This window comes from Rhodococcus sp. BP22 (assembly GCF_014281965.1).
Classification (GTDB): Bacteria; Actinomycetota; Actinomycetes; order Mycobacteriales; family Mycobacteriaceae; genus Rhodococcoides.
Map to the genome: position 1 here is coordinate 161,676 of NZ_JACFTB010000006.1, position 24,958 is coordinate 186,633.

The following is a 24,958-nucleotide window of genomic DNA, read 5'->3' on the forward strand; positions in this document are numbered from 1 at the left end:
TCGCAAGCTGTGACTGTCCCCATCTCCAGATACCAATCAGGACAACAAGTCAGCACGGGCTCTGCCAGCTGAGCAGTCCACAGATCCTCGCATACGCATACACGCTCCGGGACAATGTCACTCACATCTCGGTGATCAATGACCGCCACTCCACCGCATCTGAGATTTACGAGACGAAGAAGTTTGCTGGGATCGAGTATTCGCTGTCCGAGATCGTCTTCCCGGTGATCACCACCGAGCAAGTCATCAGCCGACTGATCAGCCGGCTGTGCCGGATCCGGGTGTCAGTAGAAGATCGCCGGTCGATCGTCGCCGTAATTGAGGCGATGGGACGCCGCGCAGATATTCTTCCTCACCTTGATGGCGGAAGATGGATCCGAAATGCCGTACGAGAATGTAACGCGGCGAATCCTGAGTGCGTGAGAGTTCTCTCTACATCTTTGGGCAGTGACTCAGAGCAATCGTGATAAGCAAATCCGATGACGACAGAGAAGTTGACTGCGAAACATCTCGGCGACCACCAGTCGCTTCAGAACCAGCTGAGTCGGTGTACGAGACTTCACCGCTCGACAAGACATACACGGACGAGGTCGCGGACGACAGAACCGGACACATCGCGTAGGGCCCCTGGCACAATCCTGAGGTTTATCCCGACAAAGATCTTCGTTAGACATGCCAGCTGGACGCCATTCGTGACGCCCCGAACGACGGAAGCTGCAGCGATACTCGATCGCGACTATCTCGACGCAGGTGCGGACCTCAACCGCAGAGGGACGCACTCAGTCGCGTTTCTCCCAGAATGTTCGCGGCTGGTCCTTTCGCCACGATAAAGCCGAGTTTCATGCCTGGACGCCGCTTAGTTGGCACACTGTGGTGATGACTCGAACCAGTCCCACACTCGCCAGGGCCGGATCAATCTTGGTCGAGAAGACCGCCGCTCAAATCCTCCAGCAATGTCTGATCGAGGACGGCTCTATCCTGACACCCGATCGCGGAGTGTGGACCTTGAAGAACTTGGAGGAACTCCACCGCGACTACGTCGACGCACCAGACATGTCAGCTGGAACCTTCGGTGAGAAGTTAGTCGGCCAGCTGTCGAACACCTCGGATCCCGCCCGACAACTGTTCGCCGAGCTCTATATCCTGAACGTGCTCCCCCTCGACAACTTCAAGCAGAAGACCAAGCTCGGCTATATCAACGGAGTACTCGATGGACTCCACCAACCAGTCGAACTTCCCGCGGCCATCGCTGATGCGTTCAGCGGCGGCGTCTTCAATGGCGGCAGAGCGTCCAGCAGCAGACGTTGGGCGCAACTCTCATTTCTGGTGGATTTCGCCGAGTACTTCAAGTCACGGCCTGTAGAAACCCGGAGAGAAGCGGCGAACAAGCCCGAAATGATGAGGCGACTCGTCCTCGACTCACCTGGCCACCGCGAACCCGCCCAGCGGCACGCGCTCATGTACATGTTCCACCCCGAGTACTTCCTCCCGATTGTCAGCAGCGACCAGCGACAGTTGCTCCGCGACAAGCTTGCGCCGGACTACCTTCCGAGTGGTGCGAGCGACGACCTCGACGCTGATCTTCGCGCGATCGATGACGCCGTTGTCGCCGAGAACGGCGGTGCTGTGGACTATTACAAAGAACCATGGAGAGCTCGCTGGAATCCGAAGGTGAAAAAGGACGCGAAGAGCGGCGCTACCACCGAGGGGACAGCAGAGGAAGAAATCGAAGAAGACGACGTCCCCGAGGCGAAGCCATACTCTGTCGCAGACATCGTCTCGGACGGCGCGTTCCACCCTGCAGACCGTCTCCAGCAGATCCTGAAGCGGTGGGAGAAGAAGAAGAACCTGGTTCTTCAAGGTGCGCCCGGTACTGGGAAGACGTGGCTGGCGAAGCGGCTCGCCTACGCGCTGATCGGTTCCGCCAGCCCGGAAGCGGTTCGGGCCGTCCAGTTCCACCCGAACACGTCTTACGAGGACTTCGTCCGAGGCTGGCGACCGACCGCCGGCTCCGACGGTGCTGGCCAACTAGTGCTCAACGACGGTCCGCTCCTCCGACACGCGGAACAGGCTCGGCTCCAGCCGGACATCCCACATGTGATCGTGATAGAGGAGATCAACCGAGGCAACCCCGCCCAGGCATTCGGTGGGGTGTTGACTCTGATCGAGAGCACGAAACGGAGCCCGAAAGACGCTCTCACTCTCGCTTATCCGGGTTCAGAGACAGAGCAGTACTACCTCCCAGAGAACCTGTTCATCATCGGGACTATGAACATCGCCGATCGGTCGTTGGCGCTGGTCGACTTCGCACTCCGCCGACGGTTCTGCTTCGAGACCCTCGAACCCGCCTTCACCGCGCAGTGGGCGGATCTGTTGAATAAGCGCCTCCCGAACAACCCTGATCTCGTGACCAACATCAAGACCAAGATCGGATCATTGAACGCACAGATCTCCGACGATTCAGCGCTGGGGACCGCGTTCCAGATCGGGCACAGTTTCCTCACACCTGCCGAGACGGAATCGAACGGCGTCGAATGGTTCCGAGGAGTGGTGGAGAGCGAGATCGCGCCACTCCTCGCCGAGTACTGGTTCGACAGCTCTGACACCGCAGACGCGGCGGTCTCGGCTCTCCTCGCATGATCACCGTCGGGCAGGGCAAGACGCGGATCCCCGTGAGGAGCCTCTGGCTGCTGTTGATCTATGCATCCGACATGCTCAAGGACCTCCGGAGTGACGAGCGCGAGGCACTTCTCGCAGGGGCTCGGGACGCGGACCTCGCCGATGCGATCACGGAGGTACTCGTGGGCGAGGTCGAACGTCGACTCCGCCACAACCTCACTCTGAGCTATCGGGCACGCGCCGATGACCTCACCCGGGTGAGAGGGAGGATTGACCATCTACGAACGAGCTCCGCGCGGCTGATGGAGAGAGGCCAGGTTGCTTGCCGGTTCGAGGAACTCACGGCAGACACGGTGCGAAATCAGTACGTCTGCCGGGCGTTGCGCTGGGCAAGCCGAACCGTGGTGTCGAAGCCACTCGCATCACGTTGCCGGACCGCGGCTTTCCGAATGGAACGGCTCGGAGTAACCGACCGTGCCCCGACACGATCGGAGATGTCCCGCGACCGGCTCAGCCACCACGACGCCGCAGATCGGCGAATGCTGGACGCCGCGAAACTGGTCCACGACATGGCGCTGCCCGTTCACTCTGCCGGCAACCGGCTGCTGCCGATGATCGCCGACGACAACGACCGGTTGAGGAAACTCTTCGAGAACGCTGTCCACGGATTCTTCTCCTACAGCCTGTACTCCGTCGGGTGGAGAGTGTCGAGCCCGACCCTCAAGTGGAAAGCCGCTGGGGATTCTGGCTCCCTTGATCTCCTCCAACGTATGGAGACGGACAGCGTCCTCGAACACCGCGCGACCGGTCGGCGGATCGTGGTGGAGTCTAAGTTCACTAACGCAGTCGGCCTGAACAGATCCGGAACCATCAAGATCAACCGCGACTACATGTTTCAGCTGTACGCGTATCTGATGTCGCAGACAGGCTCAGGCGATCCAGCCGCGGACAGCGCCGAAGGAGTCCTTCTATTCGCGCTCACCGAAGGACAGTCACCGGTGGAGAGCGAGGTGGAGATCCAGTCGCACCGTGTGAGAGTACTGTCCATCGATCTCTCCGGCACTCCAACCGAAATTCGTGAGCAGTGGCTGCGATGCGTGGACTGACAGAACACAATCGCGTCGACGCTGTCCCCCAATCGGAGGACTGAGTCCATGGACAAAGTGCTGGATTTAAGATTTCGCGAACAGCGGCACGCCGCGCTGGCATTACTGACCAGCTCGAAGCTGGGAGGTGGATCCGGCGGAGTGCTCGGAAATGCGGAACATCGAACCGATCCTGCAGCTTCGTGCCAGGAGCTTGGACGACCCCGGAGTCGCTGAAAGCCTGACAGACCGGTTGGCAGTTGTCGATGTCGGCCAGTGTGGTGGACGACCGGGCTGGCCGACATCGACATTCTCAGCGCCTCAGAATGATTGGAGAGCTGACAGCAAACTGCCAGTCTCCGACACAGAGCAACCCATAGCGGTAGCGCCGCAAGTCATCTTGGTTCGCCGCCATAGAGCTCGGTGGCGGTGACGACGTAGCGAACGCCATACTCACCTACAGCGTCGGCTACTCTCTGCGCTGCGCAGACCGTGCAGCCGGCTTTGCTGTATCTATAGACAGATCGTTCGGGTATCAACATTGCCCCTACCCCATGTCCTTGATTGAACGGCCGCGCGGGCTGGAGCCGGGCCGACCACCTGTCTTCTTCTTCGGCGACGGGGTCTCGGACTTTCGAGCCGCGCGCCGGGTGCCGACGACCGCCGCGACACCTTTTCGTGGACTCCTTCGAGGAGTCTCACGTTTCACTGCTGTCTTCGCCGTTGGTTTCTCAGCTGATGACATCCTCGGCGCCGCCCGGAATGAGTCTTCAGACCGCACCTTTGACTGGCCAGTCACCTGTACCACCTGCGAGTCGAACAGGTTCAGCTGGTCGTGATACAACGAGTCACACGCCACCCTCTCGATCGCCAGCCCCTCCGTTTCGATCACGTACGTATCCTCACCGCTGTCGTTCAGATATGCGTAGAGGCGTTCGGGCTCGACTGAAGCCGAGAACACCTGTTCGCAATGACATCCGTTGAACGGGCTCGGCGCGAACCGCTCCGCTTTTTCCTTGATGCTCGTCCATGACATGCCAAACTTCTGAGACTCCACACAGCCTCGGTACAGCGTCATACCCTCAGTGGGGCGTAACGATCGATGCCCATTACTGATGTAACCAGTTCTTCCGAACAGCTCGACCCAATGACGTTTCTCCATCACCATCTCGGGGAAGTCGAACATTCCCCACGCGTCGTGCAGCGCCAGCGCAAGGTCAAAAAGATCCTCAAAGCTTCCTAGCCGAAAGGGTGGGTATCTACCTCTCGGTGAGTATCGGTGGAGCTTCGACAAAGCAGCTAAGGCAATCGGCATCTCCGACTTGATCCCTCACGAACTCCGGCACACAGCGGCGTCGCTCGCGATCCAGTCCGGCGCGAATGTCAAGGTCGTCCAGCGGATGCTCGGACACAAATCCGCGACCCTGACGTTCGATCTCTACGGGCACCTCTACGCAGATGACCTCGACAGCGTCGCCGATGCACTCGACCGTGCCGGAAGAGAGTTCGTCATGCCCGCTGCGGACTCTCTGCGGACTGGGTCGGACGGAAAGAGTCACTTGAGCGAATCCCAGAACTCTGACCTGGACTTAGACGGTGCCCCCAGTCGGACTCGAACCGACACTTGACGGATTTTAAGTCCGTTGCCTCTGCCAATTGGGCTATAGGGGCCACCGCGGACGTGCAGGTCCGCGTCGATCATCTTATAAGGCAGTATCCATCCTGGAATCACCGGCGCCAGAATTACGGATTCTCTTCGCAGCTGAAGATGAAAGATGCACTACTGCAGGGTCATTCGAACGAACAGCAACACGGAAGTATCCGCACCATCGGGGAGTTCTACCTGCCTAGACCTTCACCGACAGGGCAATCCCGTCGAGAATGTCGTGTTCACTGACGATCAGTGTGCTGACAGCTCCGCGTCGCTCGAATTCCTCGGCCAAGACGCTGCAGACGATGGAACCGCCACCGATGACATCGACCCGTCCTGGGTGCATGGGGCCCAACTCGCTTCGTTCGGCACGCGTCATGTTCACCAGCCGGTCGCACACCTCGAAAAGGTCCGCGAACGGCACACGGGTGAGGTGCACCTTCTCGGCGTCGTACTCCGTGAGTCCGGAGGCGATGGCGGCAATGGTGGTCATCGTGCCCGCGACGCCGACCCAGCTCGTCGCGTTTCCGATCGACACTTCCTCGAAGGCTTCTTCCAGCTTTGCGCGCACATATTCACGGGCACTGGCGATCTCGTCTGCGGTGGGCGGATCGCTGTGCAGGAACCGCTCGGTCAGCCGGACACAGCCGATGTTCGCCGAGAACGCAGCCTTGACACCTTTGTTGTCTCCGAGCACCAGCTCGGTGGATCCACCTCCGAGGTCGACGACCAGGAAAGGTGCACCGGCAGCGTTGAGTTCACCGACGGCTCCGGCAAAGGACAGTCTGGCCTCCTCGTCGCCGGTGATGACCTCGGCGACCGAGCCTGCGACGATCGGATCGAGGATTTCGCGCGTCATCGCGAAGAAGTCCTCGCGGTTCGACGCGTCGCGTGTGGCAGAGGTGGCCACCATGCGTAGCGCCGACACACCGCTCTCACGGATAATTCCGGCGTACTCCTGCAAGGCATCTCGGGTTCGCTCGATGGCTTCGGGCGCAAACGCTCCCGTTGCGTCGACGCCTTGGCCGAGCCTCACGATGCGCATTTCACGGGCGACGTCGGTGAGGACACCGTCCTTGACGTCGGCGACGAGCAGCCGGATCGAGTTGGTTCCGCAATCGATGGCGGCAACTCTGGTCATTGTGTCTCCCCGCGAAGTTCTGCGATGGTCGGCCAGTCCGCTGGAATGGCTTTGCCGCGCATATGGTTTTCGGCGGCGAGGGCAACTGCCTCGTCGCCGAGTGGATTGAGACCTGGGCCCTTGGCGAGCGAATGCGCGATGAGAACGTGCAGGCATTTCACTCGGTCCGGCATGCCTCCGCCGGTGAAGTCTGTTCCCAACGATTCGATCTCGTTGCGTTCGGCCAAGTAGGACTCGTGGGCTCGCCGATATCCGGCTGCCAACTCCGTATCGGTCCCCAGCCTTTCGGTCATCTCACGCATGACACCTGCAGATTCTTGCCTGCTCGCCTCTGCGGTGAGCCGCGGATCGGTCAGGTAATACAGGGTCGGGAAGGGTGTGCCGTCGGGGAGTTTGGGTGCAGTTTTCACCACACCGGGCCTGCCGTCCGGGGATCGGTAGGCGATCTCGAGGACCCCGCGAGGCTCACGCCCCAGCTGGGTCGCAACCGCCTCGAGATCCTCCGGCGAGACTGCCGATTTTCCTGCACCGGTCACCCGACAGGTCCTCCTTCTAGTACCGGTGCAGGCGCAGGAACGAGTGCGGGCAGTGGTTGCTGCTCCGGTTCGTCGCTCTGCTGCGGCTGCACTGCTGATTCCCAAAGATCCCGATACCACGGGCCCTCGGATTGTTCGATCGATTTTGCTTCTGCATCGGACTTTGCCATATCACCGGGAAGCTGCACCTGATAGGGCGTCTCCCCCGGCATCACCCACCGCAGCCGACTGCGTGCCTCGGCGTCGATGCGTGCTGGTTCGTTCAGCTGCGACTTCTCACGTTCGAGATTCTTGACGTCCTCTTCGAGCCCTTTACGCTCCGCGAGGACCGAAGCGAGCTCGGTCCGCTGCGAAAAGTACGTCCGCAGCGGCATCGCGAGCGTCAACGCCAACGCACACACCACGACCGCCAAGATCACAGCGCGACCGGTGGACAGCCCGAAAAAACTCCGCTCCGGACGCGTCGACGCCTGGACGCCGACGCGTCGTGGTGCGGCCCGACCCGCCACGACGGCATCGCGTGCCTGATCGGACGGCTCCGGCGGCAGCTGACCGGCGCTGCGCGCGTCACCGCGCGCAGCGTCCGTCTGCCGGTTGCGAGGCGACGCCGAACGGCCGCGAGGCCGAGGATCACGCCCACCTGGACTTGTCCCCGGTCTACCTCGTCCTGCCGCCATGACCCACCTTCAACGCTTGCGTAAGAAAACTATCCCTCGTAATTGAACCGGGGGAAGGCCAGCTCGCCTGCGTAACGCGCCGCGTCGCCGAGAGCTTCTTCGATTCTCAGCAACTGGTTGTACTTGGCGACTCGCTCGCTTCGAGCGGGGGCGCCTGTCTTGATCTGACCACTTCCGACGGCAACTGCCAGGTCAGCGATGGTGGTGTCCTCGGTTTCGCCGCTGCGATGACTCATCATGGTCTTGTAACCGTTGCGATGGGCCAGCTCGACTGCGTCGAGGGTCTCGGTGAGGGTTCCGATCTGGTTGACCTTGACCAACAGTGCGTTGGCGGCGCCGCGAACGATGCCGTCTTCCAGCCGCTCGGGGTTGGTGACGAAGAGATCGTCGCCGACGAGCTGAACCTTGTCGCCGATGGACTCGGTGAGTGCAACCCAACCGTCCCAGTCGTTCTCGTCCAGCGGATCCTCGATGGACACAAGCGGGTACGAGTCGACGAGTTCGCCGTAGAACGCCGACAGCTGCTCGGCGGTCTTGGTGTCACGCTCGAAGGCGTAGCCGGTGCCCGCGGTGTAGAACTCGGTGGCCGCAACGTCGAGAGCCAAGCCGATATCGCGTCCCGGCACGAGGCCGGTCTTGTTGATCGCTTCGAGAATGAGGTCGAGGGCTTCTTTGGTGCCGGCGAGGTCGGGGGCGAATCCGCCCTCGTCGCCGAGCCCGGTGGACAGGCCCTTGGCCTTGAGAACAGACTTGAGCGCGTGGTAGACCTCGGCGCCCCAACGCAGGGATTCCTTGAACGTCGGTGCACCGATCGGAGCGATCATGAACTCTTGGACGTCGACGCCACTGTCCGCATGCGCGCCGCCATTGATGATGTTCATCATCGGGACGGGCAGAATGTACGCGTTCGGTCCGCCGAGGTAGCGGAACAGTTCGAGGCCCGCCGACTCTGCAGCAGCCTTCGCGACAGCGAGTGAGACACCCAGCAGCGAGTTCGCGCCGAGCCGGGATTTGTCCGGGGTGCCGTCGAGATCCAGCAGGGCCTGATCAATGGTGCGCTGCTCGATGGCGTCGAGGCCGATAACGGCCGGTGCGATCTCGTCGAGAACAGCGTTGACTGCCTTCTCTACGCCCTTGCCGCCGTAACGCTCCCCGCCGTCACGAAGCTCGACGGCCTCGTGCTCGCCGGTGGATGCACCGGAGGGAACTGCCGCACGGCAAAGTGTTCCGTCGTCCAATGCGACCTCGACCTCGACCGTGGGGTTGCCACGGGAGTCGAGGATCTCGCGAGCTCCGACCTGCTCAATGATGGCCACGAATGCTTCTCCTATAAACGGGGACCGACAACGCCGCTGTTTACGACGCCACGACCGAGTTGCGGACTGTGCCGTGTGTCAGACTAGCCGCTTCGCTCACTCACCCGCATACGACACATAGCTAGGCGCCGGCTCCTACCGAATAGGCCGCGGCAGCATCGCGGACATCACGGAGATAGACGCCCGACTGGTTGTATGCCATCAAGGCCCGCTCCCACCCTTCCGCGCTGCGCAAGTCGCCACCTCGCGCGCACAGGTAGCGGGCGGCGGTCAGGGACGCGTCGTCTAGGTTGTCCGGATTCGGGACACCGTCGCCGTTGGCGTCGACGCCCCACTTCTTCCATGTCTCCGGAATGAACTGCATCGGTCCCATGGCGCGGTCGTGGATGTCGTCGCCGTCGAGGACACCTCGGTCGGTATCCGGGATCTCGGCGATGCCGGGAGCGCCGTCGAGCGGGATTCCGCGAATGGTCGGTGCAACTGTGCCATCCTGCGCGACGGCAGAGCCTTGGTAAGTCCCGTGGCGGCTCTCGATGAATCCGATGCCGGCGAGGGTGGTCCAGGCGATCCCGCAGTCGGGCGCCGTGGCGGACATGACCGCGGCCGCATGCGCGTATGCCGCGAGCGCCGGTCCGGAGATATTCAGCGCATCCGACTGCGGGGTAGCCCACGCGAGCAACAGATCCGCCGTGCGTCCGGGCGCGTTGAAGTCGATGTCCGGAACCGGAGACCCCGGGCCGGGAGGTATGCCCTCGGGAATGACTCGCGGAGGTTCGGAGGAACCGCATGCGCTGGCCATGATCGCCACTGCCACGGCTGTGGAGAGCAAAACCGCGGCTCGGCGGGGTCGATGGTTCACACCACCCATCCTGCACATCAAAGGTAATAGAAACCTAAAGCTCTTTGTAGGGGCTCGTTTGTTGGTGTTTTTGCTCTGGCTATCGGGGTGTATGTTGCTGTAATAGTTAGTAGATGAGGGTCGCCTACCCTACGGAAGGGCAGGCGTACCAAACTTATACAATTCCAGGGAAGGTCACCCGTGTCCGTACTCGCCGCCGCCGGAACTGCGCCGTCGATCGCAACCCAGATGTTCGGCAGCGGACTGATCGGACTCCGTGAAGGGCTCGAAACCGGCATCGTCGTGATGATCCTCGTGGCCTTCCTCGTCAAAGCCGATCGCCGCGATGCACTCAAATGGGTATGGCTCGGAGTCGGCGCTGCCGTCACCATGGTCGCGGTCGTGTTCTTCGTCATTCACTACGGCACGTCGACTGTCACCGGTCTCACCGCCGAGATCATCGCCGGGCTCGCTTCCCTCGTCGCCGTCGCCATTGTCACCGCCATGGTCCTGTGGATGCGCACAGCGGCCAAGGACATCTCCGGCGAACTGAAGGGTGGAATGGAACGTGCGCTGACCGTCGGTCCGATTGCTGTTCTGACTCTGGCCTTCTTCGCGGTCGGGCGCGAAGGAATCGAAACCGCGCTGCTCATGGTCGGATACGCAGAGAACGCCAACGGCAGCCTGTGGCCGTTGCTCGGACTTCTCGTGGGCATCGTCGTCGCGGCCATCCTGACGGTGTTCCTCTACTTCGGTGCGATTCGCATCAACTTCGCGGTGTTCTTCAAATACACCGGCATCTTCCTCATCGTCGTCGCCGCGGGGATTCTCGCCTACGGCATACGCGCCCTGCAGATCGGCGGATTGATCCCCGGCGGATCTTCGGTCGCGTTCGACATCACCGCGCACTACGACGCCTCGAGCTGGTACGGCACCGTGCTCGCAGGCATCTTCAACTTCCGGCCCGAGCCGACGGTCCTGCAAGCCATCGGCTGGTTGGCATATCTCGTCATCGTCCTGTTTCTCTTCCTCCGGCCGGTTCGCGTCCCCGCGACACCAGAGCCTGTTCTCCACGCTTCCGAAAGGCACTGAAGAAAATGCGTCGTACCACCTACGCTCTGGCAGCGGTTGCGGTTCTTCCGCTGGCTCTGGCCGGTTGTACCGAAAAGTCGTCCTCCGAGACGAGTGCCGGGGACATCACGGTCACCGCGACCGACAACGGATGCGAAATCGGTGCCACCGAAGGTGCCACCGGAAACTCCACCTTCCAGATCACGAACAACGGCAGCAAGGTCACCGAGTTCTACGTCTACGGCGAAGGCGATCGAGTCATGGGTGAGGTCGAGAACATCGGCCCCGGCCTGACACGCCAGCTCATCGTCGCGCTGCCCGACCCCGGCACGTACCAAACTGCATGCAAGGCAGGCATGGTGGGCGACGGCATCCGCACAGACTTCGTCGTCAGCGGTGACGCCGTTCGTCAAGCCGACGAGGGCGGCCTGCTCGCGGAAGCCGCATCGGGCTACAAGCGCTACGTTCTCAGCCAGATCGATGCATTGCAGGAGACGACGGCGAGCTTCGTGGCAGCTGTCAAGGCCGGCGATGTCGAGGGCGCCAAGGCTCAATTCCCTATTGCGCGTAGCTATTACGAGCGCATCGAGCCCGTCGCCGAGAGCTTCCCCGACGAGCTCGACCCCCGCATCGACCTCCGCGAACCCGACGTCGAGCCGGGAGCGGAATGGACCGGCTTCCACCGCATCGAAAAGGATCTGTGGGCACAGGGGTTGCAGCCGGACACGAACGCGATGGCCGATCAGCTTCTCTCCAACATCGACGAGCTCGCCGAAAAGGTCAAGGCCGACGACTTCACCGTCGATCCGATCCAGGTCGCCGGTGGCGCCCAGGGGCTGCTCGACGAGGTCGCCAAGACCAAGATCAGCGGCGAAGAGAACTTCTTCTCGCACACCGACCTCTGGGACTTCCAAGCCAACGTCGACGGCGCGCAAGCCGCGGTTGCCGCGGTGCGTCCGATCATCGACGAGCGTGAACCAGAACTGGGAACATCGATCGACACTCGCTTCGCCGAACTCGACGCCGAACTCGCCAAGTACCGTGTCGGCGACGGCTTCGTGTTCTACGACACCGTGACCGAACCACAACGCCAAGAACTCTCGAACAAGATCGACGCGTTGTCAGCTGAAGTGAGTCAGGTGCAGGGTGTCGTCGCAGGACAGTAAGAGCACAGGGTCGGCCGGCTCCGGCTTCTCCCGACGGCGCCTTTTCGGTGCCGTCGGGGCCGGGGCCGCGCTGGTCGGTGTCGGGGCCATCGCAGGCCACGCAACAGCAACCGGTTCCGAGTCCCCGACGACCGACGTCGTCGAATTCCGTGGTGACCATCAGGCAGGCATCGTCACCCCTGCACAGGACCGCATGCACTTCGTCGCCTTCGACATCACCACCGACTCGCGCGAGGAGTTCGTCGCTCTGCTCCGCAAGTGGACGGATATGGCCGAGCGACTGACCAAGGGCGAAGAGACGTTCGAGGACGGCGCCGTCGGGGCAGGCGAGTACAAGCCGCCGTCCGACACCGGCGAAGCCCTCGGGCTCGCGGCCTCATCGCTGACATTGACCATCGGATTCGGTCCGGGGTTGTTCGATCGGTTCGGTCTAGCGGACAAGAAGCCCGCGTCGTTGGCCGACCTCCAGCATTTCCCCGCGGACAATCTCGATCCTGCGCGATCTGGCGGCGACCTGTGCATTCAGGCGTGCGCCAACGATCCTCAGGTTGCCGTCCACGCCATCCGCAACTTGGCTCGCGTCGGGTTCGGCACGGTGTCCGTCAAGTGGTCGCAACTCGGATTCGGACGCACCTCTTCGACGTCGACAAGTCAGGCGACACCTCGAAACCTGTTCGGGTTCAAAGACGGGACCGCCAACCTCAAGGCCGAGGACCCGCAGATGCTGGACGAGAACGTCTGGGTCCATCCTGCTGACGACCAGGAGTGGATGGCTGGTGGCTCGTACCTCGTTGCACGAAGAATCCGTATGCTCATCGAGTCCTGGGACCGCACGACGCTCAAAGAGCAAGAGCGAGTCATCGGGCGTAGCAAGGGAACCGGCGCGCCACTGGGCCTGACCGACGAATTCGATGCGCTCGATCTCGATTCGAAAGGTCCCGACGGACCCCTCATCGACGCCGACGCACACGTCCGGCTGGCGTCCAAAGAAGAACTCGGTGGCATCCAGATCCTGAGGCGCGGTTACAACTTCACCGACGGCTCGGACGGTTTCGGGCACCTCGACGCCGGACTGTTCTTCATCGCGTACTGCCGTGACCCGTTGACCCAGTTCGTGCCGCTGCAGCTGGCTCTGGCGCGAACGGACCTACTCAACGAGTACATCCAGCACGTCGGCTCCGCGGTGTTCGCGTGCCCACCGGGGCTCGGGGAATCGGAGTACTGGGGTTCTACGCTGTTTGCGTGATCGCTTGAATGGCGCATTCATACGATCCAATAGCTTGAATGCGCCATTCAAGCTGGGAGTGTGGGGCAAAGTTACGCCCGCAGACCCCAGTTTTCGATCCACTCGATCGCGGAGAGCTGCCCGGGGACAGCCCCTCGATCCTTGGCCGATACCTCGGCACAACGGATGCGCTCGGCGAACTCCAACACCCGACCGCGGAGCAGATCTTCCGCGCTCTCGCCCCCACTGCTGTGATCGAGGCCGATGTGCACTGTTCGCAGGTCGTCGGGCACCAGCTCGTCCGGCAGACCCGCTTTGGATGCGCGCGCAATGATCTTCTGCGTCAATGCAAGTGCGGGCTGAGCCATCGCGATGCCGTCGAGACATGACCCGCGCGCCTTCTCCGCCGCCTTGCGTTCCTCCCACGCCCGTTCCTGAGCCGCAACGTCGATGGGTCCCGTCGAGCCGTCGGTCAGGTGGGGTGTGCGGTGTGTCAGCTTCGCAACCAGACCGGCAGCGACATCGTCGACGTCGAAGCCTCCGTGCTCTGCATCCTGAGCGATCCTCGAATGAAACAAGACCTGCAGCAGGAGATCGCCCAGTTCTTCCTTCAGATCGACGAGGTTCCCACTGTAAATGGCGTCGAGCAACTCGTAGGTTTCCTCGAGGAGATAGCCGCTCAGCGAGGCATGCGTCTGTTGGGCTTCCCAACCCCCGATCGTTCGGAGTCGATCCATCAGTACGACAGCTGCGATGAGATCGTCACCGGGTAGTTTCGGGGAGGCGATGACTCGGTCACCGCGCCGGATACGTTCGAGGACATCATCATTGCGTGGGTCGGTACTGACGAGCACACCGCCGGAGTCGTCGGTACGTGCAGTTCCGGCGAACAGCCACCGGATGCCGACGGGCACTTCCTCCGTGAATTCGACGACCCCGGCGAGGAATTCGACGGCTTCTGCGGGAACTTGACTGGGCCGGGTCGGGTCGAGCAGAACTACAGTCATCACACGCCCACTGTGTGCTCCAACAGAACCGATCGAGACGGCTTACTGTCGAGCGAAAGGATCAGGTCGGCAATGAACTGCACCAATTCAACGTCACGAACCCTGGCAGCTCCGACTCCCCCACCTTCGACGCGCGGTATCGGCAGCTGTACGACGCCGGTGCTCGCGCGGTACTGCGCGTTCGGGTAAAGACGCTTGAGCCGAATCTGCTTGGAATCGGGCAGATCCATCGGCGCCAACTTGACTTGTGTGCCAGCAACATTGACGTCGGTGAGGTTGTATTCCTTCGCAATGAGCCGCAGCTTCGCGACGGAGACGAGCCTGCCGACTTCCTCGGGCAGCGGGCCGTAGCGGTCCACCAACTCCTCGATGACGGCGTTGATGGCTTCGGAATCCGCAGCAGCGGCCAACTTTCGATATGCCTCGAGGCGAAGCCGATCACTGGTGACGTAGTCCGGCGGAATGTTGGCGTCGACGGGCAGGTCGATCCGAACTTCCTTGGGGGCCTCGTCGGTGGTGATGGGCTTCCCGTCAGCGGCTGCCCGGTAGGCCTCGACAGCTTCACCGACCAATCTGACGTACAGGTCGAAACCGACACCTGCCACGTGGCCGGACTGTTCGGCGCCGAGAACGTTACCGGCACCACGAATTTCGAGGTCCTTCATCGCCACCGCCATACCGGCACCCAAATCGGAGTTCTGCGAGATGGTGGACAGACGGTCGTACGCCGTCTCGGTGAGCGGCTTCTCGGGCGGATACAGGAAGTACGCGTAACCACGTTCGCGACTACGTCCGACGCGACCACGTAGCTGGTGCAACTGCGAAAGCCCCAGCGAGTCACTGCGTTCGACGATCAGGGTGTTCGCATTCGAGATGTCGAGACCGGTTTCGATGATGGTGGTGCAGACGAGCACGTCGGTCTCGCGTTCCCAGAACCCCTGCACGGTTCGCTCGAGCGTCTCCTCGTTCATCTGGCCGTGCGCCGTGGACACCCGAGCTTCCGGTACGAGATCACGAATCTTTTTGGCTGCCTTGTCGATCGAGCTGACTCGGTTGTGCACGAAGAAGACCTGACCGTCACGGAGCAGTTCGCGTCTGATCGCCGCAGCGACCTGCTTGTCGTTGTAGGCGCCCACATAGGTGAGTACCGGGTGACGCTCTTCCGGCGGAGTCAGAATCGTCGACATCTCGCGAATGCCGGCCAGGCTCATCTCCAGCGTACGAGGAATCGGTGTCGCCGACATGGTCAGGACGTCCACGTGCGTACGCAGGGACTTGATGTGCTCTTTGTGTTCGACGCCGAATCGCTGTTCCTCGTCGACGATGACCAGCCCAAGATCTTTCCACGCCACACCGGTCTGCAGCAACCTGTGAGTACCGACGACGATATCGACCGTCCCGTCGGCGAGCCCGGCCATGACCTGCTTCGAGTCCGAACCGTGGGTGAAGCGCGAGAGCCCTTTGACCGTCACCGGAAAGGCCGCCATGCGCTCGGTGAAGGTCTGCAGATGTTGTTGTGCCAGAAGGGTGGTCGGCACGAGGATGGCAACCTGCTTACCGTCTTGAACGGCTTTGAAGGCGGCACGAACGGCGATCTCGGTCTTGCCGTAGCCGACGTCGCCGAGGATGACACGGTCCATCGGGACCGGCTTCTCCATATCGGCCTTGACGTCGGTGATGGCCGTCATCTGGTCCATCGTCTCGGTGAACGCGAAGGCGTCCTCCATTTCACGCTGCCATGGAGTATCCGGGCCGAAGGCGTGGCCCGGCGCCGCCTGACGAGCGGCATACAGCTGCACGAGCTCTCCGGCGATCTCTCGAACAGCCTTGCGCGCCTTGCGTTTCGTGTTCGACCAGTCCGAACCACCGAGCTTGCTCAGCGACGGCATTTCCCCGCCGACATAGCGGGAGAGCTGATCCAGAGAATCCATCGGCACGAACAATCGATCCCCCGGGTGCCCCCTCTTGCTGGGTGCATACTCCACGACGAGGTATTCGCGGCGAGCTCCACCGATGGTCCGCTCGACCATTTCGACGAACCGGCCGATACCGTGCTGATCGTGCACGACACTGTCACCGGCCTTCAATGCCAGCGGATCGACCTGATTTCGCCTCTTGGCCGGTAGCTTTCGGCCCTCGGCGGCGGCAACGCGGTTACCCGTCAGGTCGCTTTCGGTGACGATCACGAGCTTCGCGTCGGGCAGGATCAGTCCGGCATGGAGAGAGGCACACAGAACGCTCACCACGTCGGGCAATGGCTCGGAACCTGAATCGATTGCGACAGCGGGCACTTCGGCCTCGCCGAGACGCTCGATGATGCGCGTTGCGGTTCCCGCGCCCGCGACGGCGATGACAGCGCGGCCGCCGGTGGACACGTGCGCGCGAAGCATGGCAAAGAGTCCGGTGAGCAACTCCTCCGAACCACGGACCTCGGGGACGGTCTCGACAGCCAACTCGACCTCGGTCTCGCTGCCCGAAGCCAGTGGACTGATGGTCCACCACGGCCGCCCGAGCGCCTGCGCGGATTCGCGGATCTGGCGTAGCGAACGATAGGCGGACGCTCCGAGGTCGAGACTCGTCCCGCCCAGGCTGCTGGTGTCCACGGTCGAGGTGTCGAGCGGTGCCGCTCCACCCACGGACGCCGCCGTCCATGACGCTTCGAGGAACTCCTGACCGGTACGAACCAAATCTGTTGCACGCGTGCGGATTCGCTCTGGATCGCACAGCAGGACGTGTGCACCCTTCGGCAGTACATCGGCCAGTAGCTCGAGCTCGCCGGGTTGAAGCAGCGGAAGCAACGCTTCCATGCCATCCACCGGCACCCCGGCAGACATCTTGTCCAACATCTCCACCAGTGCCGCATCAGCCTGATTGTCACCGGCGAGCACCGCCGCACGATCACGAACATCCTGAGTGAGTATCAGTTCACGACACGGAGGTGCGATGACCGACTCGATGACGACGTCGGGCAGGGAACGCTGATCGGCAACGGAGAAAGCGCGGAGTTCGGTTACCTCGTCACCCCAGAACTCGACACGTACCGGATGATCGGCCGTCGGGGAGAAGATATCGAGGATGCCGCCACGGACGGCGAATTCGCCGCGTTTGCCGACCATGTCGACGCGCGTGTATGCCAACTCGACAAGTCGGTGGATCAGGCCGTCGAAGTCGATCTCGACGCCCACCTTCAATCCGATCGGCTCGATCTCGCCGAGCCCCGGGGCCATCGGCTGAACGAGTGACCGCACCGTGGTGACGATCACCTGGAGAGGTGGGCCATAGTCCGGGTCGTCCGGCCGCGCGAGGCGACGCAACACTTCGAGTCTGCGGCCGACGGTGTCCGCGCTGGGCGAGAGCCGCTCGTGCGGCAAGGTCTCCCACGACGGAAACTGCGCCACCGAGGCGCCGAACATTTGGCCGAGTTCAGCGGTGAGATCGTCCGCTTCACGTCCCGTCGCGGTGACGACGAGCACCTGCGTCTGCTGCGCTATCGCGGCAGCGACGAACGGGCGCGAAGAATTGGGGGCGACGAGCGTGTACTCCGCAGTCCCGACGGCCTCGCTCACGGTCATCAAAGCGGAATCTGCCAGCGCGACGCGCGCGACGCCCGACAGGTGAAGCGAAGAATCGGAAGACAACAGCAGGGCTCCTGAACGAAAGACGACACGAAGGCAGACCGGTTCGAAAGTGCACCAAGATCATGGCGAAACAAGCGAACCGGCGGTCGCGACCAATTCTATGGGAGCAGACCGACCCGGCGACGGCTGGGCAGGCCCACGGAGCCGTCGGAGCTAGTGCCGGATGACCCGTCGTGCTGCAAATTCGCGGAAGTAGTCGAGCTTGCCTGCCGTGACGAGCGAGGGAAGCAGGTAGTACCAGAGACGCTCCATGCGCGAGGGCAACTCATCGGTGGTCGCGGTAGCGACGGCAACCATGTGCACGCCGGTAAGGATCTCGAGAACGAGAGATCCGATGGTGTGTGGGTCCGCATCCGGATCGATATCGCCCTGCTTGATCGCCTTGGCTGCAAGTGCATCGAACGCGACGCTCCAGCCGGCCATGACATTGCCCTGTGTACCTCTGTAGTCACCGATCTGGTGGCTCAGACGCATCATCGCGGAGACCATCGGGTCGGTGACCGACATGTCCACGACGATGTAGGAGATGCCGATGGCAGCTTCGAGAGCCGGGATACGGCCGTCGTTGAACTGCAGGCACGCTGCGGTGAGCCTGGCGTTGCCCTCGTCGATCACAGCCCGCGCGAGTTCTTCCTTCGACCCGAAGTGGAAGTAGAGAGCACCCTTGGTGACCTGTGATTGAGAGATAATTTCGCTGAGACTCGCGTTCGCGTATCCGAGACGCAGAAACACGTTCGCTGCACCGGACAACACCGTATCGCGAGTAATCTCAGCGCGGGCCTGTCTGACCATTGGATCCGCCTTAGGAATACTGGGACTGCCATTGCGCAATGCTGCGAACGGTACCATCCAGTGGTTTTCTCGCCTCGGTCAACTTGCTAACGGTCTGAACAAATAAATCCAGCACCTGTGACGTAACTCTCAGTGCTGCAAAATTGACCCTACCCGCTCTTTCGAGCGGTAGTGCGAAAATCGACCGCTCATTTGCCGCCCAATTGCGGCGCAGCTTCCAGATTGGTCAATCCGTTCCAACATAAGTTGACAACGTGAGCCGCAACAACTTCTTTCGAAGGTTCTCGGACGTCGAGCCACCACTGCGCCGTCATCGAGACCATTCCGACCAGCGCTTGCGCATACAAGGGAGCAAACCCGGCGTCGAACCCGCGCCGCGTGAAGTCCCCGGCCAGAATGTGGCCTACCTGAGAGACGGCATCGTTCAACAACGACGAGTACTTGCCATCAGCGACGGCAGCGACCGGTGAGTCCCGAACCAAGATCCGAAAGCCGTCCGTGCGCTCCTCCACATAAGTAAGCAGAGCCAGCGCGACTCGCTCGACGCGGACTCGGGAGCGATTCTGTTCGAGCGAGGACGTGATCATCTGCAGCAGCGTCGACATCTCTCGATCCACGATCACCGCATACAGGCCCTCTTTCCCGCCGAAGTGCTCGTACACGACAGGCTTGGACACGTGTGCCCGAACTGCGATTTCTTCTACCGACGTCGCCTCGTACCCGCGCTCGGCAAAGAGGGACCTCCCGATCTCGATCAACTGCTCACGTCGCTGCGTCCCCGTCATACGAACGCGCGGTACCCGCTCGGGTTCGGACAAAATGCCTCCCACCGAAAGTCTTCGCTCGCTTGCTTGCAAGGAGCCTCGTTCGGCAAGCCTAGTGGTCAAATTTGGGCGCGGTTCGACTGGCAACTACCGTTCATGCGAGACTCGTTGCGCTCGGTGGGAGAACCGCGGCCGCAGACCTGATTCACAAAGGTCTTCGGTCTCCGGAGAAACCGCTGGTCCACGATCCGCCGTGGTGTAATGGCAGCACCTCTGATTTTGGTTCAGATAGTTCAGGTTCGAGTCCTGGCGGCGGAGCGAGAAGAATTTCTGTCGAGAAAGTAACCAGCAATTCGCAAGGAGCTCAGTTGCCGTTGCACACCGCCGTGGTCGTTCTCGCAGCGGGAGCAGGCACCCGGATGCGGTCCAAGACTCCCAAAGTCCTCCACCCCCTCGCCGGCCGCACGATGCTTGCCCACGCTCTGCATGCCGCTGCCGATCTAGGGCCCGACTACCTGGTCACCGTTGTCGGGCACGATCGTGAGCGAGTAACGGAATCGGTCGACGAGTTGAGTGTCGAGCTCGGACGCACCATCTCCACCTCCGTTCAGGACGAACAACTCGGTACCGGCCACGCAGTGCAGTGCGGCTTACGTTCACTGCCGGACGACTTCGAGGGCACCGTCCTCGTCACAGCCGCCGACGTGCCCCTGCTCGACGGCCACACCCTCAAAGCGTTGCTCGACGAGCACCTGAGCGCACCCAGACCTGCCGCGGCGACGGTCCTCACATTCGTGCCCGCCGACGCCAACGGATACGGCCGAATCGTACGTACCGACGACGGTGAGATAGCCGAAATCGTCGAGCATGCCGACGCGAGTCCGGCACAGATAAAAATCGACGAGGTCAATTCCGGGGTCTACGCGTTCGATGCCGTCGCATTGCGGACTGCACTGGGCAAATTGAGCACCCAGAATGCTCAGCACGAGCTGTACCTGACCGACGTGGTCAAGATCAGCAAGAACAGTGGCCAGGCGGTCTACGGCACTCAGCTCGCTGATCCGGACCTGGTTCTGGGTGTCAACGACCGAGTTCAGCTCGCCCGCGTCACCGCAATCTTCAATCGTCACATCATCGAGCGACATATGCGCGCGGGCGTCACCGTCGTCGATCCCGCCACTACCTGGATCGACGTCGATGTCACTCTCGGCGCGGATGTTCGCCTCGAACCCGGCGTCCAGTTGTTGGGAAGCACTCACATCGGCGAGGACTCCGTCATCGGACCCGACTCCACACTCCGCGACGTCGTCGTCGGTGAGCGCGCGTCGGTGGTACGCACCCAAGCCGATCTCGCAACCATCGGCTCCGGTGCCACTGTCGGACCGTTCGCATACTTACGTCCAGGGTCCGACATCGGTAACGGCGCCAAGGTGGGAACCTTCGTCGAAACCAAGAATTCGACAATTGGAAACCACTCGAAGGTGCCGCACCTGACCTACGTCGGCGACGCGACCATCGGTGAGTACTCCAACATCGGCGCGTCGAGTGTGTTCGTGAACTACGACGGCGTCGACAAGAACCGCACCATCGTCGGTTCGCACGTCCGGACTGGGTCGGACAACATGTTCGTCGCCCCGGTCCGAGTAGGCGACGGGGCCTACACAGGAGCTGGAACAGTGCTCCGACACGATGTACCCCCGGGGGCGCTCGCCGTCTCTGCGGGTTCCCAGCGCAACATCGAGGGCTGGGTCGAGAAGAAGCGGCCAGGAACGGCAGCGGCGGAAGCTGCAGTTCGGGCTGTGGCTGCCAAGTCGACAAACGCGCACGAATCAAAGGATGGCGAACAGCAGTGACCACCCCCAATTGGATCGACAACCAGAAGAACCTCATGCTCTTCGCGGGTCGAGCACATCCAGAGCTTGCCGAGCAGGTGGCGAAGGAGCTGGGAATCGGCCTCACCCCGCAAACGGCACGTGACTTCGCCAATGGTGAGATCTTCGTTCGCTTCGAGGAATCGGTCCGCGGATCCGACGCCTTCGTTCTGCAGAGTCACCCGTTCCCGCTCAACACCTGGCTGATGGAACAGTTGATCATGATCGACGCGCTCAAGCGCGGATCAGCCAAACGCATCACCGCAATTCTGCCGTTCTACCCGTACGCCCGCCAGGACAAGAAGCACCGCGGACGCGAGCCGATCTCCGCACGCCTGGTCGCTGACCTTCTCAAGACCGCCGGCGCCGATCGCATCATCACGGTCGACCTGCACACCGATCAGATCCAAGGCTTCTTCGACGGCCCCGTCGACCACATGCACGCGCACAGCCAGTTGGCCGAGCACATCCGAAGCAAGTACAGCCTTGAACACATCACCGTCGTCTCCCCTGACTCGGGGCGCGTTCGCGTCGCCGAGAAGTGGGCCGACAGCTTCGGCGGTGGACCGCTGGCGTTCATTCACAAGACACGCGACCCCTTGGTGCCCAACCAGGTCAAGTCGAACCGCGTCGTCGGAGACGTCGAAGGACGCACCTGCATCCTGATCGACGACATGATCGACACCGGTGGAACGATCGCCGGCGCGGTGAAGGTGCTCAAGGAAGCCGGAGCCGGTGACGTCGTCATCGCGGCCACCCACGGCGTCCTCAGCAGCCCTGCCGCCGAACGTCTCGCAGAATGCGGGGCAAAGGAAGTTGTCGTCACCAACACCCTCCCGATAAGCGAAGACAAGCGCTTCGACACGCTCACCGTGCTGTCCATCGCGCCGCTGCTTGCTCGCACCATCCGCGAGGTATTCGAAAACGGTTCGGTGACAAGCCTCTTCAACGGCGTCGCTTAGCACCCAGCACTATTTGGTTGTTCGCAGGCTCAGTTTCTTTACACCCGCTCCGCCATCTCTCCCCCACTGCATGAACTTGGTCACTAACAGGTTCGAAAACCGCAGTTCGACAGGGAGGGGTGTGCGGGGCGGGTTTCGTTGTAACCTAAGATGACTCGTCGTGATCGACGCACAAACTATGGACAGCCCGACCGCAACTTCTACCGTCCGAATCGCCCGCTGGACTCCGGGCGCGTGCGTGTGGTGTGGGAGCACCGATTCGATCGAAATGTATCGAAACGAGCCACGCTGCGGCCAATGCCGCGAACACGAAGCCATCATCGACGAGGCCAAGCACTTCATCGGAATGTATGGTTTGCGCCCCCTCGGCGGGACCCTCGCGTCCGAAGACGAGGAAGAGCGCGAGTACCGCGTCACCGCACGCGACGCACGCGAGGTTCTCAATCGCATCCGCCTCGAGAAGCTTCCCGACCCCGCTGCGGTGCGCAAAGCATTGCGTCCGAGGGCAGCTGCCGCAGTCGCCGCAGCACCGACGTCGGCATCTGCATCGGGGAAAGCAACTCCCAAGAAATCCCAGGCAGGTGTGAGCAGTGTCGACCTGATCGAACTTCAGTCACGTGGACAAAAACTCCTCGAGCAGTTGGCGAGCATCGACGAGAAGATCGCCGCACTCGACGGTAGCTCCGGATTGCCGGCCCGTGCGCGGCTCAAAGACCTCAACAGTCAGCGCACGAGCGTGATGGGCACACTGGGCGCGCTCGAGAAGGCTCGTCGCCGTACCAGCTGACTCCCTCCCCTCCGCACACGAAGCACGTGTGTTCCGAGGGGAGGGTGGTTCTGATCGGCTACGGAGTGCGCTGGCGTGCCGGTACACCTGAGTCGACGCTCAGGAACCTTCGGGCACCGACACGACAACCTCGTTACGACGCCGGAATGCCAGCGTCCAGGGCGGATCGTAGAACCAGGTCATCGGCTCATTCGACATCTCGATATTGTTGGCGTGCAACACTTCTGACAATTTTTTCATCTGCGGCGCAACGTTGCCTCGGGCGCGGCTACCGCTGAAGCGCAGCACGGCGACCGTCTCCGCCGGAACCTCGACCAACTTCACGCGGTCGTCATTGGGCGTTGGCAACGTCTCCATCGACCATGAGGACGGCATGAAGAACCGGATTACCCATGTGTCGCCGTCGGCGGTGCTCGACACCGGCGCCGTCATCGCGATCCGCTGGGAGTCAGCGGACGATTGACTGACAGGCGCTGTCATGGCGACCTTCTGTGAGCCCGTATTGCCACCGAAGATGTACCCGGCGAGGCGCCGGAACCCGTCCCGGCGTGCTTGTTCTTCATCCGCGTCAACCGTGGTCTGCGCGGCAATTCGCGGTTCATAGCGACGGATCTCCACCATGTCGGTCAACCGCCGACTGGTATGGGCAGGTTCCTCGGTGCCAACGCGAACACCGACGATGCCCAAAGCTGACTTGGCCACCTGGCCGATCGTGGACACAATTTTGTTCGACATCGTCTCGTCCGATCTTTTATCGCGTGGTACCTGCTCTCATTCCTACCAGCGCAGGCCGCGGGCGGTCGGGACGAGCGATACCGGCAGCGCGAGGATCAGCGGCCGCGACGAGCGAGGATCAACGCAAATCGCTCCTGCGGGTCAGTCCAGAACTGGTCGACGCCGAATCCGGCGTCTGCCAGTTCTGCCGTTATCCCCTCTTGACGAAATTTGGCCGAAATCTCGGTACGCAACTCCTCACCCTTGGCAAAGTTGATATCGAGGGCCAGATCCGCGATGACAATGTGCTGAGCTTCTTTCGCACGGAGGCGCATTTCGATCCACTCGTTGTCTGCATCCCACACGGCAACGTGTTCGAACTTGGAGCGATCGAAATTCGCCCCTAGCCGATCGTTGAGTACCGACAGCACGTTCACGTTGAACTCTGCCGTCACACCGGCTGCGTCGTCGTATGCCGGGATCAGAACGTCCGGGTCGATGACGAGGCCCACTCCGAGGACAAGAAATTCGTCGGCAATCAGTGCACTGGCCATGTCGGACAGGAACCCCGCACGCTCCTCGGGAGTCAAATTGCCGAGCGTGCCGCCGAGAAAGGCGATAGTTCTCCGCCCGTCGGCGGGCAGATTCTGCAAGGTGTCCGTGAAGTCGCTGACGATCCCATGGACTTCGAGCGCAGGAAATTCGCGCGAAATCTGCTCGATTGCACCGGACAGCGCCGACGGCGAGACATCCTGCGGAACGTACTTTGCAAGCGAGCCATGTTTGATTCCGGCCTCGATCAGCAATCTGGTTTTCTCCGAAGAACCGGAACCGAGTTCGACGAGGATAGCCGCGTCGGTGCGCTCGGCGATGTCTTGGGCATGTGCCTCGATGAGTGCCCGCTCGGTTCGAGTCGGGTAATACTCGGGCAACTCGGTGATCCGCTCGAACAATTCACTGCCAGTGGCGTCGTAGAACCACTTGGGCGAGAGCCACTTCGGCGACGCAGTCAGACCCTGCCTCACATCCGATCGCAAGTCCTCCAATAACCGTTCCGGCGAGATATGGACATCCAACGCACTGTCTGACACGAAAATG

22 protein-coding genes and 2 tRNA genes are annotated in these 24,958 nt (G+C 61.8%); 11 read left to right on the forward strand and 13 right to left on the reverse strand.

Annotated elements, in window-relative coordinates; all coding sequences use genetic code 11:
• Positions 1 to 131: 131 nt before the first annotated feature.
• From H2510_RS14595 to H2510_RS14605, 3 genes are all read left to right on the forward strand, one after another.
• On the forward strand, positions 132 to 467 hold the full coding sequence (locus H2510_RS14595; RefSeq protein ID WP_186629025.1) for a hypothetical protein: 336 nt from the start codon (positions 132 to 134) through the stop codon (positions 465 to 467).
• Positions 468 to 876: 409 nt separating this feature from the next.
• Positions 877 to 2,640: an McrB family protein gene (locus H2510_RS14600; protein ID WP_186629026.1), complete on the forward strand. Its 1,764-nt coding sequence runs from the start codon at positions 877 to 879 to the stop codon at positions 2,638 to 2,640.
• Positions 2,637 to 3,725 carry a 5-methylcytosine restriction system specificity protein McrC gene (locus H2510_RS14605; protein WP_186629027.1) on the forward strand — a complete coding sequence of 363 codons (1,089 nt, stop codon included), beginning with the start codon at positions 2,637 to 2,639 and terminating at the stop codon, positions 3,723 to 3,725. The genes H2510_RS14600 and H2510_RS14605 overlap by 4 nt, the downstream gene beginning before the upstream one ends.
• Before the next feature lie 526 nt (positions 3,726 to 4,251).
• Here H2510_RS14605 and H2510_RS21225 read toward each other — a convergent pair.
• Positions 4,252 to 5,019: a hypothetical protein gene (locus tag H2510_RS21225; RefSeq protein WP_222438754.1), complete on the reverse strand. Its 768-nt coding sequence runs from the start codon at positions 5,017 to 5,019 to the stop codon at positions 4,252 to 4,254.
• A gap of 7 nt (positions 5,020 to 5,026) precedes the next feature.
• Between H2510_RS21225 and H2510_RS14610 the strand changes: the two genes are divergently transcribed.
• On the forward strand, positions 5,027 to 5,332 hold the full coding sequence (locus H2510_RS14610; RefSeq protein WP_397517365.1) for a tyrosine-type recombinase/integrase: 306 nt from the start codon (positions 5,027 to 5,029) through the stop codon (positions 5,330 to 5,332).
• Here H2510_RS14610 and H2510_RS14615 read toward each other — a convergent pair.
• The 6 genes from H2510_RS14615 to H2510_RS14640 form a co-directional block, all read right to left on the reverse strand.
• Positions 5,302 to 5,375 (reverse strand) — tRNA-Leu (locus H2510_RS14615). The two genes, H2510_RS14610 and H2510_RS14615, sit on opposite strands and share 31 nt — an antisense overlap.
• A gap of 176 nt (positions 5,376 to 5,551) precedes the next feature.
• Positions 5,552 to 6,496: a Ppx/GppA phosphatase family protein gene (locus tag H2510_RS14620; RefSeq protein ID WP_186629028.1), complete on the reverse strand. Its 945-nt coding sequence runs from the start codon at positions 6,494 to 6,496 to the stop codon at positions 5,552 to 5,554.
• Positions 6,493 to 7,032, reverse strand: a complete 540-nt coding sequence (locus tag H2510_RS14625) for a DUF501 domain-containing protein (RefSeq protein WP_088942048.1) — start codon at positions 7,030 to 7,032, stop codon at positions 6,493 to 6,495. The genes H2510_RS14620 and H2510_RS14625 overlap by 4 nt, the downstream gene beginning before the upstream one ends.
• On the reverse strand, positions 7,029 to 7,709 hold the full coding sequence (locus H2510_RS14630) for a septum formation initiator family protein (protein ID WP_186629029.1): 681 nt from the start codon (positions 7,707 to 7,709) through the stop codon (positions 7,029 to 7,031). The genes H2510_RS14625 and H2510_RS14630 overlap by 4 nt, the downstream gene beginning before the upstream one ends.
• Before the next feature lie 29 nt (positions 7,710 to 7,738).
• On the reverse strand, positions 7,739 to 9,025 hold the full coding sequence (gene eno / locus H2510_RS14635; protein WP_186629030.1) for a phosphopyruvate hydratase: 1,287 nt from the start codon (positions 9,023 to 9,025) through the stop codon (positions 7,739 to 7,741).
• 121 nt (positions 9,026 to 9,146) lie between these two features.
• Positions 9,147 to 9,893, reverse strand: a complete 747-nt coding sequence (locus H2510_RS14640) for a lytic transglycosylase domain-containing protein (protein WP_397517366.1) — start codon at positions 9,891 to 9,893, stop codon at positions 9,147 to 9,149.
• Between the two features lie 171 nt (positions 9,894 to 10,064).
• Between H2510_RS14640 and efeU the strand changes: the two genes are divergently transcribed.
• The 3 genes from efeU to efeB are packed head-to-tail and all read left to right on the forward strand — an operon-like array spanning position 10,065 to position 13,346.
• On the forward strand, positions 10,065 to 10,955 hold the full coding sequence (gene efeU, locus H2510_RS14645; RefSeq protein ID WP_186629032.1) for an iron uptake transporter permease EfeU: 891 nt from the start codon (positions 10,065 to 10,067) through the stop codon (positions 10,953 to 10,955).
• Positions 10,956 to 10,960: 5 nt separating this feature from the next.
• Positions 10,961 to 12,100 carry an iron uptake system protein EfeO gene (efeO, locus tag H2510_RS14650; protein ID WP_186629033.1) on the forward strand — a complete coding sequence of 380 codons (1,140 nt, stop codon included), beginning with the start codon at positions 10,961 to 10,963 and terminating at the stop codon, positions 12,098 to 12,100.
• The gene (gene efeB, locus H2510_RS14655) at positions 12,081 to 13,346 is read left to right on the forward strand and encodes an iron uptake transporter deferrochelatase/peroxidase subunit (protein ID WP_186629034.1); all 1,266 of its coding nucleotides are present in this window, start codon (positions 12,081 to 12,083) and stop codon (positions 13,344 to 13,346) included. The genes efeO and efeB overlap by 20 nt, the downstream gene beginning before the upstream one ends.
• A 71-nt stretch (positions 13,347 to 13,417) precedes the next feature.
• On the opposite strand, the gene H2510_RS14660 is transcribed toward efeB, so the two are convergent.
• The 4 genes from H2510_RS14660 to H2510_RS14675 form a co-directional block, all read right to left on the reverse strand.
• A complete protein-coding gene (locus H2510_RS14660; RefSeq protein WP_186629035.1) occupies positions 13,418 to 14,332 on the reverse strand; it encodes a MazG family protein in 915 nt (304 codons plus the stop codon).
• Entirely contained in the window at positions 14,332 to 17,904 is a 3,573-nt protein-coding gene (gene mfd, locus H2510_RS14665) for a transcription-repair coupling factor (protein ID WP_261392964.1), read from the reverse strand. The genes H2510_RS14660 and mfd overlap by 1 nt, the downstream gene beginning before the upstream one ends.
• A gap of 219 nt (positions 17,905 to 18,123) precedes the next feature.
• Positions 18,124 to 18,762: a ScbR family autoregulator-binding transcription factor gene (locus H2510_RS14670; protein ID WP_186629037.1), complete on the reverse strand. Its 639-nt coding sequence runs from the start codon at positions 18,760 to 18,762 to the stop codon at positions 18,124 to 18,126.
• Positions 18,763 to 18,950: 188 nt separating this feature from the next.
• The gene (locus H2510_RS14675) at positions 18,951 to 19,547 is read right to left on the reverse strand and encodes a TetR/AcrR family transcriptional regulator (RefSeq protein WP_186629038.1); all 597 of its coding nucleotides are present in this window, start codon (positions 19,545 to 19,547) and stop codon (positions 18,951 to 18,953) included.
• Positions 19,548 to 19,773: 226 nt separating this feature from the next.
• Between H2510_RS14675 and H2510_RS14680 the strand changes: the two genes are divergently transcribed.
• From H2510_RS14680 to H2510_RS14695, 4 genes are all read left to right on the forward strand, one after another.
• A tRNA-Gln gene (locus H2510_RS14680) sits at positions 19,774 to 19,844 on the forward strand.
• Positions 19,845 to 19,894: 50 nt separating this feature from the next.
• A complete protein-coding gene (gene glmU, locus H2510_RS14685) occupies positions 19,895 to 21,379 on the forward strand; it encodes a bifunctional UDP-N-acetylglucosamine diphosphorylase/glucosamine-1-phosphate N-acetyltransferase GlmU (RefSeq protein ID WP_186629039.1) in 1,485 nt (494 codons plus the stop codon).
• Positions 21,376 to 22,359: a ribose-phosphate diphosphokinase gene (locus H2510_RS14690; RefSeq protein ID WP_084347897.1), complete on the forward strand. Its 984-nt coding sequence runs from the start codon at positions 21,376 to 21,378 to the stop codon at positions 22,357 to 22,359. The genes glmU and H2510_RS14690 overlap by 4 nt, the downstream gene beginning before the upstream one ends.
• A 160-nt stretch (positions 22,360 to 22,519) precedes the next feature.
• Positions 22,520 to 23,146 (forward strand): hypothetical protein, encoded by a 627-nt coding sequence (locus tag H2510_RS14695; protein ID WP_186629040.1) that lies wholly within the window; start codon positions 22,520 to 22,522, stop codon positions 23,144 to 23,146.
• A 99-nt stretch (positions 23,147 to 23,245) separates the two neighbouring features.
• Here H2510_RS14695 and H2510_RS14700 read toward each other — a convergent pair whose 3' ends face one another.
• Together H2510_RS14700 and egtD are read right to left on the reverse strand one after the other, a co-directional pair.
• On the reverse strand, positions 23,246 to 23,881 hold the full coding sequence (locus H2510_RS14700; RefSeq protein WP_186629041.1) for a heme-binding protein: 636 nt from the start codon (positions 23,879 to 23,881) through the stop codon (positions 23,246 to 23,248).
• Between the two features lie 95 nt (positions 23,882 to 23,976).
• Positions 23,977 to 24,951: an L-histidine N(alpha)-methyltransferase gene (gene egtD, locus H2510_RS14705; RefSeq protein WP_186629042.1), complete on the reverse strand. Its 975-nt coding sequence runs from the start codon at positions 24,949 to 24,951 to the stop codon at positions 23,977 to 23,979.
• Positions 24,952 to 24,958 lie beyond the last annotated feature (7 nt).

What these genes read in the sequence shown, in the direction of transcription:
- H2510_RS14605 (WP_186629027.1), top strand. Translation starts at nt 2,637, where the DNA reads ATGATCACCGTCGGGCAGGGCAAGACGCGGATCCCCGTGAGGAGCCTC.
- H2510_RS14700 (WP_186629041.1), bottom strand. Translation starts at nt 23,881, where the DNA reads ATGTCGAACAAAATTGTGTCCACGATCGGCCAGGTGGCCAAGTCAGCT.
- H2510_RS14600 (WP_186629026.1), top strand. Translation starts at nt 877, where the DNA reads ATGACTCGAACCAGTCCCACACTCGCCAGGGCCGGATCAATCTTGGTC.
- H2510_RS14630 (WP_186629029.1), bottom strand. Translation starts at nt 7,709, where the DNA reads ATGGCGGCAGGACGAGGTAGACCGGGGACAAGTCCAGGTGGGCGTGAT.
- H2510_RS14640 (WP_397517366.1), bottom strand. Translation starts at nt 9,893, where the DNA reads ATGGGTGGTGTGAACCATCGACCCCGCCGAGCCGCGGTTTTGCTCTCC.
- H2510_RS21225 (WP_222438754.1), bottom strand. Translation starts at nt 5,019, where the DNA reads ATGCCGATTGCCTTAGCTGCTTTGTCGAAGCTCCACCGATACTCACCG.
- H2510_RS14675 (WP_186629038.1), bottom strand. Translation starts at nt 19,547, where the DNA reads ATGACGGGGACGCAGCGACGTGAGCAGTTGATCGAGATCGGGAGGTCC.
- efeO (WP_186629033.1), top strand. Translation starts at nt 10,961, where the DNA reads ATGCGTCGTACCACCTACGCTCTGGCAGCGGTTGCGGTTCTTCCGCTG.
- mfd (WP_261392964.1), bottom strand. Translation starts at nt 17,904, where the DNA reads ATGACCGTGAGCGAGGCCGTCGGGACTGCGGAGTACACGCTCGTCGCC.
- H2510_RS14670 (WP_186629037.1), bottom strand. Translation starts at nt 18,762, where the DNA reads ATGGTCAGACAGGCCCGCGCTGAGATTACTCGCGATACGGTGTTGTCC.
- H2510_RS14660 (WP_186629035.1), bottom strand. Translation starts at nt 14,332, where the DNA reads ATGACTGTAGTTCTGCTCGACCCGACCCGGCCCAGTCAAGTTCCCGCA.
- H2510_RS14620 (WP_186629028.1), bottom strand. Translation starts at nt 6,496, where the DNA reads ATGACCAGAGTTGCCGCCATCGATTGCGGAACCAACTCGATCCGGCTG.